The organism is Acinetobacter sp. MYb191 (assembly GCF_037572605.1).
Lineage (GTDB): Bacteria > Pseudomonadota > Gammaproteobacteria > Pseudomonadales > Moraxellaceae > Acinetobacter > Acinetobacter johnsonii.
Map to the genome: position 1 here is coordinate 61548 of NZ_JBBGZP010000021.1, position 15623 is coordinate 77170.

At 40.2% G+C, this 15623-nt stretch carries 14 protein-coding genes, 3 pseudogenes and 1 other annotated feature; of the genes and pseudogenes, 5 read left to right on the forward strand and 12 right to left on the reverse strand.

The genetic code is table 11. The features are described from left to right. The 5 genes and pseudogenes from WH214_RS16995 to ftsY form a co-directional block, all read right to left on the reverse strand. Positions 1 to 173: pseudogene (locus tag WH214_RS16995) on the reverse strand (2-methylcitrate synthase); the annotation flags it as partial. A 16-nt stretch (positions 174 to 189) separates the two neighbouring features. Continuing rightward, positions 190 to 673 (reverse strand) — a sequence feature (16S ribosomal RNA rRNA prediction is too short). Positions 674 to 1109: 436 nt separating this feature from the next. Next, positions 1110 to 1772, reverse strand: a complete 663-nt coding sequence (locus WH214_RS13930) for a DUF2057 family protein (RefSeq protein ID WP_339422726.1) — start codon at positions 1770 to 1772, stop codon at positions 1110 to 1112. Positions 1773 to 1970: 198 nt separating this feature from the next. Next, on the reverse strand, positions 1971 to 2564 hold the full coding sequence (locus WH214_RS13935) for a nitroreductase family protein (RefSeq protein ID WP_339422725.1): 594 nt from the start codon (positions 2562 to 2564) through the stop codon (positions 1971 to 1973). 173 nt (positions 2565 to 2737) lie between these two features. Further along, positions 2738 to 3423 (reverse strand): annotated as a pseudogene (locus tag WH214_RS13940) (nitroreductase family protein). Between the two features lie 193 nt (positions 3424 to 3616). Beyond that, positions 3617 to 4723 carry a signal recognition particle-docking protein FtsY gene (gene ftsY / locus WH214_RS13945; RefSeq protein WP_339422724.1) on the reverse strand — a complete coding sequence of 369 codons (1107 nt, stop codon included), beginning with the start codon at positions 4721 to 4723 and terminating at the stop codon, positions 3617 to 3619. Positions 4724 to 4918: 195 nt separating this feature from the next. On the opposite strand from ftsY, the pseudogene WH214_RS13950 reads away from it, so the two are divergent. Together WH214_RS13950 and WH214_RS13955 are read left to right on the forward strand one after the other, a co-directional pair. Then, a pseudogene (locus WH214_RS13950) lies at positions 4919 to 6298 on the forward strand (M16 family metallopeptidase). Then, positions 6298 to 7890: a M16 family metallopeptidase gene (locus tag WH214_RS13955; protein WP_339422722.1), complete on the forward strand. Its 1593-nt coding sequence runs from the start codon at positions 6298 to 6300 to the stop codon at positions 7888 to 7890. Before WH214_RS13950 ends, WH214_RS13955 begins: the two are co-directional and overlap by 1 nt. A 376-nt stretch (positions 7891 to 8266) precedes the next feature. Here the strand turns inward: WH214_RS13955 and WH214_RS13960 are convergent, their stop codons facing one another. Then, positions 8267 to 8626 carry a hypothetical protein gene (locus WH214_RS13960; protein WP_004984633.1) on the reverse strand — a complete coding sequence of 120 codons (360 nt, stop codon included), beginning with the start codon at positions 8624 to 8626 and terminating at the stop codon, positions 8267 to 8269. Between the two features lie 217 nt (positions 8627 to 8843). Here WH214_RS13960 and WH214_RS13965 point away from each other — a divergent pair, with 217 nt between their 5' ends. The 3 genes from WH214_RS13965 (at position 8844) to WH214_RS13975 (ending at position 10161) form a co-directional block, all read left to right on the forward strand. Further along, positions 8844 to 9077 carry a hypothetical protein gene (locus tag WH214_RS13965; protein WP_004697075.1) on the forward strand — a complete coding sequence of 78 codons (234 nt, stop codon included), beginning with the start codon at positions 8844 to 8846 and terminating at the stop codon, positions 9075 to 9077. A gap of 140 nt (positions 9078 to 9217) precedes the next feature. Next, complete coding sequence (locus WH214_RS13970) at positions 9218 to 9598, forward strand: DUF2750 domain-containing protein (protein ID WP_339993616.1); 381 nt, start codon at positions 9218 to 9220, stop codon at positions 9596 to 9598. A 131-nt stretch (positions 9599 to 9729) separates the two neighbouring features. Beyond that, entirely contained in the window at positions 9730 to 10161 is a 432-nt protein-coding gene (locus WH214_RS13975) for a CBS domain-containing protein (protein WP_010326774.1), read from the forward strand. 136 nt (positions 10162 to 10297) lie between these two features. Here WH214_RS13975 and trpB read toward each other — a convergent pair whose 3' ends face one another. The 6 genes from trpB to WH214_RS14005 form a co-directional block, all read right to left on the reverse strand. After that, a complete protein-coding gene (gene trpB / locus WH214_RS13980) occupies positions 10298 to 11506 on the reverse strand; it encodes a tryptophan synthase subunit beta (RefSeq protein WP_184118400.1) in 1209 nt (402 codons plus the stop codon). A 42-nt stretch (positions 11507 to 11548) separates the two neighbouring features. Then, positions 11549 to 12736, reverse strand: coding sequence for a vWA domain-containing protein (locus WH214_RS13985; protein ID WP_339422721.1), 1188 nt, complete (start codon positions 12734 to 12736; stop codon positions 11549 to 11551). A 13-nt stretch (positions 12737 to 12749) separates the two neighbouring features. Then, a complete protein-coding gene (locus tag WH214_RS13990) occupies positions 12750 to 13601 on the reverse strand; it encodes an AAA family ATPase (protein ID WP_339422720.1) in 852 nt (283 codons plus the stop codon). Positions 13602 to 13623: 22 nt separating this feature from the next. After that, on the reverse strand, positions 13624 to 14007 hold the full coding sequence (locus WH214_RS13995) for a hypothetical protein (RefSeq protein WP_004697064.1): 384 nt from the start codon (positions 14005 to 14007) through the stop codon (positions 13624 to 13626). A gap of 22 nt (positions 14008 to 14029) precedes the next feature. Then, positions 14030 to 14338, reverse strand: coding sequence for a YcgL domain-containing protein (locus WH214_RS14000; protein WP_004984643.1), 309 nt, complete (start codon positions 14336 to 14338; stop codon positions 14030 to 14032). Positions 14339 to 14467: 129 nt separating this feature from the next. Further along, positions 14468 to 15610: a ribonuclease D gene (locus tag WH214_RS14005; RefSeq protein ID WP_339422719.1), complete on the reverse strand. Its 1143-nt coding sequence runs from the start codon at positions 15608 to 15610 to the stop codon at positions 14468 to 14470. Positions 15611 to 15623: the final 13 nt, after the last annotated feature.

Sequence of the window (15623 nt, forward strand, 5' to 3'; positions counted from 1 at the left end):
TCGTCATCGGTGTTTTCTTCAATGCGTACGCCATCATGGCTAAAGCGGTACCAATAGCAAATGATTGCTGGAAGGGTTGCGAGAATGCGGTCTGCAACATCTTGCTGTTCGGCAAAAGATTGTTCTGTTTCTAGGTTGCCCAGCATTGATACGCCCGTGCGCATTACATCCATTGGGTGTGAATCTGCTGGGATACGCTCAAGGACTTCTATCCTAGAGTATTAATCTAAGTAGCCTCCTCCTCGCTTAAAGTGCTTTACAACCAAAAGGCCTTCTTCACACACGCGGCATGGCTGGATCAGGCTTTCGCCCATTGTCCAATATTCCCCACTGCTGCCTCCCGTAGGAGTCTGGGCCGTGTCTCAGTCCCAGTGTGGCGGATCATCCTCTCAGACCCGCTACAGATCGTCGCCTTGGTAGGCCTTTACCCCACCAACTAGCTAATCTGACTTAGGCTCATCTATTAGCGCAAGGTCCGAAGATCCCCTGCTTTCCCCCGTAGGGCGTATGCGGTATTAGCATTCCTTTCGGAATGTTGTCCCCCACTAATAGGCAGATTCCTAAGCATTACTCACCCGTCCGCCGCTAGGTCGTATAGCAAGCTATACTTCCCCGCTCGACTTGCATGTGTTAAGCCTGCCGCCAGCGTTCAATCTGAGCCATGATCAAACTCTTCAGTTAAAAATCATTAGTAGCTTATGGCTACAAATCTTGGCTCATCAATTTTCTGACAAATATTTCTCAAATAAACTTCGAGTAATTTTTACCATTCAATCAATGAAATATTTTCGATCGATCAATCAGTAAAAATCCACACAAGTTGTTCTTCATAATCTCTTAATGATCTTCTTACTGATTCATCATCAACAAGACCTTCGCTTTAAGTTATTCACTACATTGCGTTGGTGTGCTGCGTATTCTATACAGTTTTATTCCCAGCGCAAGTGCATTTAAATAAATAATTCAAAAAACCCATTCGACTGGTTATTTTTAACGCAAAAAATACGTTTTAGGTTAAATTATAGTCAATATTATCAAGTTATCCACCATATAAATGCGCTATCTAAATAAAAAAAAACAGCTAACGCTGTTTTTTTAGAATGTACCAGCTACTGTGCTTGTTCAGCAAGCCAAGCCATAAACGCTTGGCGTTCAGATTTAGATGCACTTTTCCAAGTATTAATTAATTGTTGAGCATTGCCAGAACTTGTTAAATCTTTTTGTTTATCTGTTCCAGCTTTCGCAACAACAGCTTGTGACGTATAGACCGGTGCAGGTTGTACCACTGTCGTTGCTTTTTGAGTTAGATCGGTTGGTGCATCAGTAAATAGATTTTGAAGAATGCCTGCATTTTGAGTTTTACTGCCCTTTTGCTCAACCAGTAACTGATTTTTGGCATTGTATAGACCAAAGATCGGCTGCTTGGCATAAGCCTTGGCATCATCATGGTTTTGCGGAGGATTGATCAGTGCCAAATGGTAAGACTGTTGGTCTTGTAAAATTGGGGTCTTAATATTCACAATCCCTGAGCGAACAATATCATGTGAGCCAATACCCGGATGCTCTTCAAAAAACTGGGTATAGCGAACACTGATAATATTCTCACCTGCATCAATATTATATTTGTTGTCAGAACTGAATAAACGACTTTTAACCTCTTGCCCATTTAAGCCTTCAATTTTTATTTCCTCTGGAGCAGTAATAGTCACTGCTGAAAATACTGAAGTACTCAACATCAATGCTGCTGTTGCAAGGGTTATGCGTAAGGTCATTTTTACACTCTTATCGATGGTTTATTAAAGTTTAGTTGCACTATGCAGTGTATAAATGACAATTTTATGACAATTTATGAGCTTAGAACCAACTCACAACTACAATATATATTGCTAAGCTTTGATATTTTAAAGATAAATCCTTAAACAAAAAAAGAGCAGATCAACTCTGCTCTTTTTCATTTTAATGACTAGCGATTAATTGAATGTTTTAAAACGATCTGCTTCCGCCATAAATGTTTTTTCACCGGCAGGCGCTTCAATCGAACCAAAAACAAGCTGTGCACGAAGTTTCCAATTCGCAGGGATATCGAAGATCTCTGCAATCTCAGCATCTACGATTGGATTGTAATGCTGTAATGACGCACCAATATTTTGTTCAGATAACGCAGTCCATACGGCAAATTGAGCAATTGCAGAAGAATGTTCAGACCACACTGGGAAATTATCTGCATAAAGCGCAAATTGTTCCTGCAATGATTTTACAACGTCTTGGTCTTCGTAAAATAAAACCGTACCATAGCCTGCAGCAAAGCTATTAATTTTGGTATTTGTACCTTCAAAAGCAGCTTCTGGAACAATTTTACGTAAAGTCTCACGCACGATATTCCAAAACAGTAAATGCGACTCACCAAATAAAGTCACAATACGGGAAGTCTGTGAGTTGAACGCAGACGGGCTGTGATTTACCGCTTCTTTAATTACAGATTCAATTTGTTCTGGTGTTAATGCTACATTTTTACCAACAGCATAAATGGTACGACGTTGTTTGATGTGGTCTAAAAATGACATGTTATTTTCCTCAGAGATCTCACGATCTTGTTATATGCAGATTCATATTCATCATAGCTATTATTTTGAATTTGAACATGCTTAATTCAGCGACATAGTGTCTTAAAAATAGAACAATATGCCACAATATTACAGAACTTGGCCTAGAAACTACTAAAGATTACCTCGTGTCATTATGCATAGATTATAAAGCGCTCTTCATCTTTATGATTTTCTTTTTCATCGACTTTTTCCTCTATCGAACCAAAGACCAATTGTGCACGTAACAGCCAATGTTTTGGAATCTCAAAAACCTTGGAAATATCAGCATCAATACTCGGGTTATAATGTTGTAATGAAGCACCTAAACCTGCATCTGCTAAACAAGTCCATACAGCATATTGGGCCATACCTGAAACTTGCTCTGACCAAACTGGAAATTCTGCCGCATCAAAAGGAATTTTCTTTTGTAATTGTTGGATAATCTGCTGATCTTCATAGAATAAAACTGTGCCAAACCCTGCTGAGCATTGATCAACCTTCAGTTCTGCACCAGCAAAAATATGCGCGGGGACTAACTTGCGCTGCACTTCTTTTACTACATTCCAAAAGTGATGATGTGAATCGCCCATTAAAATCACAATACAAGTACTTTGTGAATTATGTGCCGAAGGACAACTTCGCACGGCCTCCTGAATCAATTCAGCTAAATACACCTGACTTAAATGCACACGCTTCCCTAAAACATAAATACTACGGCGCTTTTTTAGTTGATCGATAAATGTAGTTTGTTTTAGGTCTTCTGCGTGATTTTTTTAAATTTTAAGTCTTTGGTTAAGTCCGTTGTTAGAACTTGTCCAATTTTATGTAATAAAGCCATACCGTGTTCCCCAAAATGTACAGTGATGCCTATTGTGTTAGGCGTTAGTGTAATCGCAGGAGAATCACTTATATTCATTACGTGATTCCTAAATGTTTGTTTTTAAAACAAACAAATTGAATAAAAAAATAAACTCCGCATTTAGCGGAGTTTATGTGACTGATCTAACACTTTAAAATTGTGCTGTTCAATCTTATTTCTCTGTTTCGAACAAAGCAGCAACAAAGGATTTTGCAGAGAAAGGACGTAAGTCGTCAATTTTCTCGCCGACACCAATGAAGCGAATTGGAACATGCGTACGACTGGCAATATTAAATAGTACACCACCTTTCGCAGTACCATCGAGCTTGGTAATCGTCAGGCCTGTCAAACCAACTGCCTCATCAAACATTTCTACTTGATTAATCGCATTTTGACCCGTTCCTGCATCGACCACCAACATAACTTCATGTGGCGCAGTCGCATCGATTTTTTGCATGACACGTTTTACTTTAGTCAACTCTTGCATCAGATGACCTTTGTTATGTAAACGACCTGCGGTATCTGCGATCAAGACATCAACACCTTTCGCGCGTGCACTTTCAAACGCATCGAAAATCACGGAAGCACTATCAGCACCATGACCCTGTGCGACTACGGCAATATTATTACGCTCACCCCAAATTTGAAGCTGCTCAGTCGCTGCCGCACGGAAAGTATCCCCCGCAGCAAGCATTACCTTTTTGCCTTCACCTTGTAAACGTTTTGCCAATTTACCAATGGTTGTGGTTTTACCCACACCGTTTACACCCACCACCAAAATCACATAAGGCGTTTTGTTCGGATCGATATGCAACGGCTTAACACGTGGTGCAAGTAAAGCCACTAACTCTTCTTGAAGCGCTTTATACAGTGAGTGTGAGTAAATTAAATCACCACGTGCCGTACGCTCAGTTAAGTTGGCAATGATGGTTTTAGTGGCATCGACACCAATATCAGCTACCAGAAGCTGCTCTTCAACTTCTTCAAGTAATTCATCATCAATTTCCTTACCACCGATCAAAATATTGACCATACCATCAGCAAGATTTTTACGGGTTTTGGTTAGCCCCACTTTCATACGGCTAAAGAAACCGCCTTTTGCAGATGCATCTGCTTCTTCTACACTTGTATCAGCAACCACAACTGGACTAACAACTGTTTGCTCTTTTGTTTCAACGATTGGCACATTGACCACAGGTAAACTTGGTAGTGTGACATCGTCATCCCCGATATCAGCATCAATCAAAAATTTGTTCTGCTCATTAGATTGCTGTTGCATGCCGAATCCTTGAAAAGCACTGCGTTAAAAAAGACGGATTCTACCATAAAAGATAGGCTTTCGCTTAGCAACAATACTTTATGTAAACACTTAACAAATCAATACTTCTAGCGCTTGATCTACTTCGCATTTTTCTTAAGAATGGTTATTTATTGAAATGCTTTAACTTCACTTCAACCTGAGCCCAAATTTTATATGCATCACTTATTAGTCACGCATTCTTATAAAAAAAGTTTAGTTGCACTGGGTTTAACTCTACTTTGTTTACCTATAACTACCCATGCACAAATACGCAGTGAACTGACACGCAGCAGTTTTGAAACCACTTTAAGTAATGGCTTGCAAGTGATTATCCGTGAAGATCACCGCTCACCCATGGTCATGACCCAAATTTGGTACAAAGTCGGCAGTACCGATGAGTCTGGCAATATAACGGGTATTTCGCATGTGCTGGAACATATGATGTTTAAAGGCACATCCAAAGTCCCCAATGACGAATTCAGTCGCTTAAGTCGAATTTATGGCGGTACAGTAAATGCCGCAACATTTACCAATTACACCAATTACTATCAGCTTTATCCTAAAACTTACTTCCCAATGGCTTTAGAGCTTGAAGCAGATCGTATGCGCAATCTCTTACTACGGAAACAAGACTTTGACCCTGAAATTAAAGTCGTGATGGAGGAGCGACGCCTGCGTACCGATGACAACCCCCGCTCACTCGCTTTCGAACGCTTCAAATGGATTTCTTATCCCACGAGTCACTATCGTCAACCCGTCATTGGGCACATGAAACACTTACATAATATAAGTCTAGATGACGTGAAACAGTGGTATCAAAAATGGTATAGCCCAAACAATGCAATCTTGGTGATTGTAGGTGCTGTCAATGCAGAATCTGCCCTCAGACAAGTTCAAAAATATTTTGGCGACATCAGAAGTCATCCAACACCTCTACGAAATGATGTGACTGAGTTTGAGAACATTGGTTACCGTCACATGGAACAAAATACCAATGTTGAGGTGCCAAATTTATATATGGCTTGGAATGTGAAATCGCTTGCAACAACAACCAATCCAGAAGATGTTTACGCACTCACACTTATTCGAAGCTTGTTAGATAGCGGGATCAGCTCTCTATTACAACAGCGCCTTGTACGCTAAAAAAAATTAGCGACCGCACTGAGTGTCAGTTATGACCCTTATAACCGTGGAGACAGTTTGTTTAGTATCTCTGCACTTCCAGTCACTGGTGTGGAACTTCCTGAATTAAAAAAAGCCATTGAACATTAAATTGAGCGACTCCAAACTGAACTCGTTCAACCACAAGAGCTAGAACGGATAAGTACACGCTTCGTTGCAAACTTAATTTATGGTCAAGATGACATTATCGGGCAAGCAAAGATGATTGGAAACTTAGCCGTGAATGGCTTGAATTATCGGCTGATGGATCAGCTTCCACAGCATTTTGAAGCGGTTACACCTGAAGATATTCAGCACGTTGCCCAAACCGCTTTTGTTCGTAATAACTTAAGTACGTTGTACCTTCAACCAGAAAAGAAGGCCACAAAATAATGAAAAATCAAAAGACCATCTTTCACCTATTATTTATTAGCATGTCTACCTTTTGCACTACCAATGTAATTGCAGATGTAAGTACAAGCAGTATTAGCAATGATGACCCACGTACATTACAGTCTATTGCTTCTCTACAAAGCTTAAAACAAGTTCAAGCCAGCGACCTTTATACAGCACCACATGTACACGAACTTAAAAACAAATACAAAGTTCGAAATCTATTTGTTGAGTCACCCGCCTTACCTATGGTGGATATTCAACTTACCTTTAATGCAGGCTCTGCACGAGATATAGAAGTAGAAAAAGGACTATATGGCGTTGCCAATATGGCTGCACAACTCATCGATGAAGGCACCACTCAACATGATGCAGTTGAAATCGCGAATGCCTTTGAACAAGTCGGGGCTCGTTTTAGCGTAGCTGCACACCGTGACATGTTTGTGGTTCGACTGCGTTCGTTGTCTGACCCTAAAAAACTAGATGCTGCAGTGAGTACGATGCTTGAAGTATTAAAAGACTCTACTTTTAAAAATAACAGTATTAGTTTGATGGTGAGTAATACCCAAGTGGGTCAGAAGCAACTGAAAGAAAGTCCGAGTCGATTGATGAGTATTCGCTTTTATCGCGCGCTCTACGGTTCGCACCCTTATGCTGAACCGATTACAGGAACCAATGGCAGTATTAAAAAAATTACGACTCAGCACTTAAAAAAATTCAGAGACGAATTCCTCGTTAGTCAAAATATGAATATTGCACTGACAGGCCAACTCAGTGTGAAACAAGCACAGAAACTGGCTGAACGAATAAGTGCAGCCCTCCCACAAGGTGAGGCGGCAAAGCCACTTGCTGTACCGCAAGATAAACCTAACTTTGATATTCAACACATTCTGTTTAATTCAACTCAAGCCCATGTCACCATGGGACATCTATCAACCACGCGGGATGATCCGGATCGTTTAGCACTCGAACTAGCTAACCGTATGTTGGGTGGGGGTGGATTTAGCTCCATTTTAATGAAAGAACTGCGCGTTAAACGTGGATACACCTATGGAGCAAACAGTGCTTTTACATTTAGTCAAGCGGCTGGAAGTTTTAGTCTAAGTTATTCAACCCAGCAAGATCAGCTCATGGACAGCATACAAGTGGCGCATAAAGCCCTAGTTGACTTTGTCCATCAACCAATTGATGCACAGCAGTTAGAAGAAACTAAAGCCGGTATGTTACGCAGTCTACCTAACAGCTATAGCAGCAATGCAAACATCAATGCACAACTCGGATCTATAGGGTTTTATCAGCAAGATGCGAATTATTTAGCAGACTACCCAAAACGTTTAGCTGCGATCACGCCTTTAGATGTTCAAAATGCGATACGTAAACACATTCACCCTGAAAGTCTTACCCTTGTGATTGTCAGTAATGCTTTAGATAAAGAGCAACTTCGACATATTTTAGAATTGAATCTTGACCCGAATATTAAGCAAAGCATGCCGCATCCTGATCAAATTCCTGCGATTATTGAGCCTCCGGAGCCAATGCCGGAAGCTGCTTCGCCCGATTCTGCTCAAACTGATGAGCCTGCATTAATCTAAAGTAATCAATATAGGGAATCTGGTTTTCCAAAACCAGATCTTGAGCCATCTCTTGTGTTTCTGGGAAAGTCGCTTGATGAGATAAGCGACTTACATTTTCAAATTGGCTTGGAGAAATGGGTCGCGATAAAGCAATACTCGATAAAACGACAATGAGCATAATGATCGACGCCATCAAACCATTATAAATTTGTACAAGTGTAATCTGTGATTTTAATTTAAGAATTTTTTGGATCGCAATGTGCATAACCTACCTCTAGTGAAACTAGTGTAAGTAGCGAATTGCATAATCACAAGTTGAAATGCTGAAAAATGCCCCCATTAATGCTAAAGAGGACATAATTTCAGCAAGTCAGATTGTTTGTAAAGCAAAAGTCTAACCAACAATGCTACGAATAACTGCAAAATAGAGCACCAAGGCAATTACCCCTAATGCAATCATAATGGCGAAAGCCCCAACACCATTTTCTGCATCTGCAGGGTGTGCAGGATCGTCATCTGCAATACGTCTTAGCTCCCCATTGTATGTTTCATAAAAATCAACCCGTTGATTTTCATCAAGCTGACGTGTGAAATCATAAACTCGTTTACGTTGCGCCAAACAAAAATCCCCAAGATGAATTTCTTGATGGAAAACTGCTTCATCTAATAGTGTTCGGTGATATTGCGCCAACGCTACAATTTGAGAAACAGTTGGAGGCATATCAAAATCAAAACCGTCTAATGTATTTGTCATGTTATTCTCCTTATAAAATACAGTTTCCTGTTTTATTATCATATTCAATCTTTTGATTGTTCATTGTTTAATCATGTAAACAAAATAAGATGAAGAATACTCGACAATATATTTGACAATTCCAGCAATTTGTAATAAATATTTAACATTAGCGTGATATTTATATCTAAAGGTAAAATTACCTTTAAGTGATCATAATTAGAATAAGGAGCTTAATATGATTCAACAAATCTCTCATCATGACTTAGAACATGCGTATGCGGATGCAGTAAACACCATTCAATCACAAATGAACTTCGTAGAAGCAGTACAACAGTTAGAAAGCGTTGCACGCGCTGGCCACGGTAAAGCAGCACTGTTTTTGGCAGAACTTTATTATCAAGGTTTCCGCGTAGAGCGCGACTCGCTTAAAGCACAATACTGGCAACAGCTTGCCACCATGAAAGCATAATAAAACGTCACCTAGGTGGCGTTTTTTTTGAGCCTAACATTTTGATATGACATATTTATTTACATAGTTATGCAAAGCTTACACTGAACTTTCATTTTAATTATTTAAAATAGCGTCATGTTCCTTAATGACATAACGCTATGTACAAAATTTTGAAACTACAACCGATTTCAAATCATTTATATTTAAAAATCAATATTCTAAGAGGCATGATGTACTGCGGTATTCTTTGGGGGCTTTACAATGCCGAACAGCAAGGCTGGGCGATGACCTCAGATCACGATGACTATGTTTTCCCCTTTTGGCTCAATGGTTTACACCCACACAAATATGCTAAATTCCACTGCCAAAAATATATACAAAAAAAAACCACGCCACAGGATTTCCAAAGCGCATTACTGCCTACTCTGTCACGCTTAAAAGTTACCCCTGCGCTATGTAATGGCACAAAGCGTATGAAGCTCAGTACGTCTCAAATGCGTCACTTTTTCTTCAATGACCGTATTCTAGCGCCAGCTTAAGGCTCATTAAGAACAATGAAGCTCAATTAACTTATTATTTTATTGAGAGCTATGACTGTAAAGTATTTGCTTTTTTTTTAAATCGCGCTAATTTAAATATAAAACAATAACCACAACCGAGGATATGCCCTATGACCAATGTTGCTCAAGTATTAAAAGATAAAGTACATCAAGCAATCTACACCATCAGCCCTGAAGCCACGGTTCTTGAAGCAATTTCACTTATGGCAGATAAAGGCATTGGTGCACTTGTGGTCACACAAGAAGAACGCGTTGTAGGTATATTGTCCGAACGTGACTATATGCGCAAAGTCATGTTGATGGAACGTACTTCAAAGCAAACCACAGTCAATGAAATTATGACAGCAAAAGTACTAACGGTCACAACAGCAGTTACGGTTGAAGAATGTTTAGACCTGATGACAGACCGCCACCTTCGTCACTTACCTGTTGTTGAGCAAGATAAATTATTGGGACTCATTTCTATTGGTGACTTGGTGAAAGCGGCAATGGATGACCAAAAGAAACTGATTGAACAACTACAACAGTATATTTCAGGTTAAGTTTTAATGTTTAGGTGTTCAATAATGAACTTATACTAAGCATTGGCTACTAATGATAAAAAAATAAAGCCGAAACCATATAAAAATCCCTGCACTAAGCAGGGATTTTTATATGTAAATATGAAAGGCTTAAAACTTAGTTCAGACCTAATTTTGCAGCGACATAGTCTGCATCTTTGTCGCCACGACCAGATACATTCACCACAATTTTAATATCTTTGGCCAACTTTGGAGCTTCACGAAGCGCCCATGCTACGGCATGTGAACTTTCAAGTGCAGGGACAATCCCTTCAACACGTGACAATCGCATAAACGCATCCAAACACTCTTGATCAGTCGCAGTGGTATATTCGACACGACCCAAGTCTTTCAGCAGACTGTGCTGAGGCCCGACGCCAGGATAGTCTAGACCTGAAGCAATCGAATGTACTGGTAACGGTTCACCTTGATCATTTTCAAGTACATAACACGCCATACCATGAATTTGACTTGGTTTGCCTAAGGTTAACGTTGCCGAGTGCATGTCGGTATCCAGACCATGACCAGCAGGCTCTACACCAATCAGTTTCACATCTGCATCGTTTAAAAATGCGGTGAAAGCACCCATAGCATTTGAACCACCACCAACACATGCAACCACATAATCTGGGTTCGCGCCAAAGCGCTCATGGGTTTGTTCTTTAATTTCTTTACCAATAATCGACTGGAAGTCACGCACCATCATTGGAAATGGATGTGGCCCAACAACCGAACCAATAGCATAGATATAATTGGTTGGATCTTTTAAATACTCTTCAAAAGCACTGTCCACAGCATCTTTCAGCGTTGCAGTACCACGTGTCACTGAAATGAGTGTTGCTCCAAGGATTTTCATTTTGACGACATTGGGATGTTCTTTTTCAATATCGACCTGCCCCATATGAATTTCACACGGAATCCCCACCAAAGCACAGGCTGTTGCTAATGCAACGCCGTGTTGGCCTGCACCCGTTTCTGCAATGACTTTGGTTTTACCCATATATTTCGCAAGCAACGCTTCACCCAAACAGTGATTAATTTTATGTGCGCCTGTGTGGTTTAAGTCTTCACGCTTTAGATAGATCTGTGCCCCGCCCAACTGTTCAGATAACCGTTTTGCATAAAACAACGGACTTGGACGACCAACATAGTGTGCAAACAGTTCAGCAAGTTCAGTTTGAAATTCTTCTGTTACACGAATTTGCTCGTAAGCGACTTTAATATCATCCATTGCCGCTTTTAAGTGAGGCGGGATAAACTGACCGCCATAGTTCCCAAAAAAGCCCGCGTCATTCGGCAAAGCAATACCATTAATTTGATGATCCATTTTTTATGATCCTTATTCTTAAAATGTGCTTTCTTTCCAGCTTTATCGTGCTAAATACTTAGTCATATCCTCAACGCCTTTGAGGGTCATTGGGTACATATGGTCTTCAAAAATTTGCTTAATTAAACCAATCGTATGGGTGTAATGCCAATAACGATCTTCTTCTGGGTTCAACCATGCTGTTTTTTCAAAATGGTTGCGTAAACGCTGTAGCCAGACATTGCCTGCTTCATCATTCATATATTCAACCGAACCACCCACAGAATTGAGTTCATAAGGTGCCATAGAGGCATCTCCAACCACAATTACACGATAGTCGCGTCCGTAGGTATTGAATAAATCCCACGTATTCATACGGGTACTTGAACGACGTACATTGTCTTTCCAAACATAGTCATATAAACAGTTATGGAAATAGAAATACTCTAAAGTTTTAAACTCAGTTTTCGCCGCACTAAAAAGTTTTTCGCATTGTGCAATATGGGAATCCATCGATCCACCCACATCAAACAACATCAGCACCTTAATGCGATTACGACGTTCAGGCACGAGCTGCACATCGAGTATGCCTTGCTTCGCTGTTTCACGAATTGTACCGTCGATGTCTAACTCTTCAGCAGCACCTTGTCTGGCAAATTTACGCAAACGACGCAATGCCATTTGCATTTGACGCGTTCCGAGAATTTGATCATCATCCAAATTCTGATATTTACGTTGTTCCCAAACTTTTACAGCAGAACGTTTACGTCCCGGCCCACCAATACGCACACCTTCAGAATGATCACCATAAGCACCAAATGGAGACGTTCCTCCAGTGCCGATCATCTTGTTTCCACCCTGATGTTTCTTATGCTGCTCGCGCAAACGCTCTTTCAGCATTTTCATGAGTTCTTCTAATGAACCTGCTTTCTTTAATTCTTCACGCTGCTCAGGGCTTAGATGCTTTTCTAAGAGTTCTAAATCGAACCAGTCTTTCGGTAACTTTTGAACTTTATTCAGTAAATCATCTAAATCAAAAGTTGAAATCCCATCAAAATAGTCTTTCATCCCTCGGTCAAATTTGTCAAAGAAGCGTTCATCTTTCACCATAATGGTTTTGGCGAGTTGATAGAACTCTTCTTGATCTGCAAAGACCAAACCTGAAGCAACAGCTTCATTCAGGTCGATCAGTTCACGCGTCGAGACGGGAACACCGTATTTGCGTAAGGTATAAAACAAGCGCACAAACATGCGTGTTTCTCCTTTAGCGACGGGACATGAAGGCTAAACGTTCAAGCAACTGTACATCTTGTTCGTTTTTAATGAGTGCGCCATATAAAGGTGGAATGGCTTTAGACTTATCATGATTACGCAGTACATCTTCTGGCATATCATCGGCCATCAGCAAGCTTAACCAGTCAATCAATTCAGAAGTTGATGGTGGTTTTTTTAGACCCGGAACTTGACGTAATTTGAAGAAAACTTGCAATGCTTCATTGACCAATGCCGTTGAAATTTGCGGGAAATGAACGTCAATAATTTCACGCATGGTTGCGTCATCTGGAAATTCAATATAGTGGAAGAAACAACGACGCAAGAATGCATCTGGAAGTTCTTTTTCATTATTTGAAGTAATAATCACAATAGGACGTTGTGATGCAGTAATAGTTTCGCCTGTCTCATAGACATAGAAAGACATCTTGTCCAATTCATGTAACAGGTCATTTGGAAACTCAATGTCCGCCTTATCAATTTCATCAATCAATAAAACACAACGTACTTCACTGGTGAACGCTTCCCACAATTTACCCGGTTTAATATAGTTTTTAATGTCATAAACACGGTCGTCACCCAGTTGGCTGTCACGTAAACGTGAAACCGCATCATATTCATATAAACCTTGCTGGGCTTTTGTGGTTGACTTGATGTGCCAAGTCAACAATTTTAAGCCTAAGCTTTCAGCAACTTGTTCAGCCAGTAAAGTTTTGCCTGTACCCGGCTCACCTTTGACCAACAAAGGCTTTTGTAAGCTACGTGCAGCTTTTACAGCAAGTTTTAAACTATCGGTAGCGATGTACTGATCTGTACCCGTAAATTGTTGTGTTTCAACAGACATGATTAAACCTTATTTTTATTAATTACAGCGGTGAATGATTATTACTGACAACTGCTTTGGTTTTATTAGCCACATATTTTGACCAAAAGAAACCGATCACAAGCCCCACACCCATGACAAAGAGAATCAGTGACAAATTTGACCAAATGAGTGCTGATTCTTTCGTTAACACACCGAAAAGCAAGCCAAAAATAGCCGGTGCAATCGATGAGTTTGGACCTTCGGAAACCGTTGGTGTCAATAAAATGGCAAAGATCATCATCCATGTAATGCCACCCAACAGCTTCGGCAGGCGTGTAGCAATGGAATACCAACACCACAAAATTAGCAAACTGCCCAAAAGATAAACTGTGACAGCAATACTGTCTTCAGGAATTGAATCGAGCATTGAAAGAAAACTATCCACGGTGCAACTCCTGAATTATGCTTTATGCGCCACGAAGGCCTTCTGGTGCCGCAGCGTTCGGATTGATTAATCCTTCTGGCGGCATTTGTAGAAAGAAGCCCTGAGTTTGAATCGAATCCATGACATGCAATACATTTACACGGGCCAATTTACGCGCTTCACTCAGCTCTAATGACATCACAAAAGTCGCTCGACCAAATGCAACACGAACAGCTTCAGGTAAAACATTCAATGGGCTAAAATCTTCAGCGGCTTGATCGGCTTCAGTTGGGCAAGCAATATAAAGATACATTTCATCTTTTTTGCTTGATTTATAAATAGAACATTGCATATCTAAAACAGCACTCAAATAACTCAAGCCACAGGATACATCAAATAAAAGCAGCTGACATTAGTCATGATTAACGCATCAGTCGTGATTTTGTATAAATATTCAAACTTCAGACCAATTGACTAATTATTAATCCATGACTTTAATTTGCGTCGAAAGATAGCTTTCATCACGGCGTAGGAGTTGAATTAAAGGTTGAGTTAACAAATCATAGCGCCAACCTAATAAATAATCAGGCAAGTCTTGCTCATCATTATGAAAAACCACATGTTGATGCAGCGCATTCATCCACTTTTTGCGCATCAACACTTCTTTAGGAATGCTGGTTTCATTGAACACATTTTGAATTAAGTGATCAATCTTCTCCCCTACATCTTTTGAAGAATGACGGATGGGACGTGCCATGCGTAGCGGCCAATCTGCTTGCTCAGGCAAGAACCTCACCAAATCTAAAATAGTTTTGCCATGCTCGCGGACAACGTTTTGACGTATGTCTTTTACACCCGATAACTGAAAAGCATTTTTCGGATTTTTCTCAACCAAATCAATCATGCTTGAGTTTTTCAAAATGAAACTACGTGGTGTATTTAAAGCTTTCACCATTTGTTCACGCCATACAGCCAACTGCTGTAACTGCATTAACTGACGACGTGAATGTCGATAGTTACCAATATCTTGATAGAGTAAATGTAAAGGCGTTTCTGTCGCGATCTCTTGTGTCAGATGCTGACAGTCCTCAAGTGCAAAGTTTAAGAGTGACTTTGAATCTAGTTCTTGTTTAACTTTTTCTGAGAGATTCATCAAGTACAGCACATCGTTTGCCGCATAGCTCAATTGTGCAGGGCTCAATGGACGCGCCAACCAGTTTGAGCGCGTTTCCCCTTTATCGATATCGACATCCAACATTTGTTTCAATGCATTTTGATAGCTGACTTGTAGACCATGTCCTAAAAAAGACATGCCCACTTGGGTATCAAATACATTGTTTAAGGTTTTATGCTGTGCATAGTGATAAATCAGGTCGATATCTTCGCTACAGGCATGAAAGACATTTTGCTGTGCACGAAAAAGTTTATTCCAAAATTCAGTTAAATCGAGTGTCGTACCATCGAGTAAATAGACATTGTTTTCGACATTGATTTGAAATACGCCTAACTTCGGCCATAAGGTATCGACTTTGATGAATTCTGTATCGAGTCCATAGACTTCGTTACGATCCATTTTTTCTAAGACTGGAGTTAAGTCTTGCTGCTGCTGAATAAACTGAAACATATCCTACTGCGTC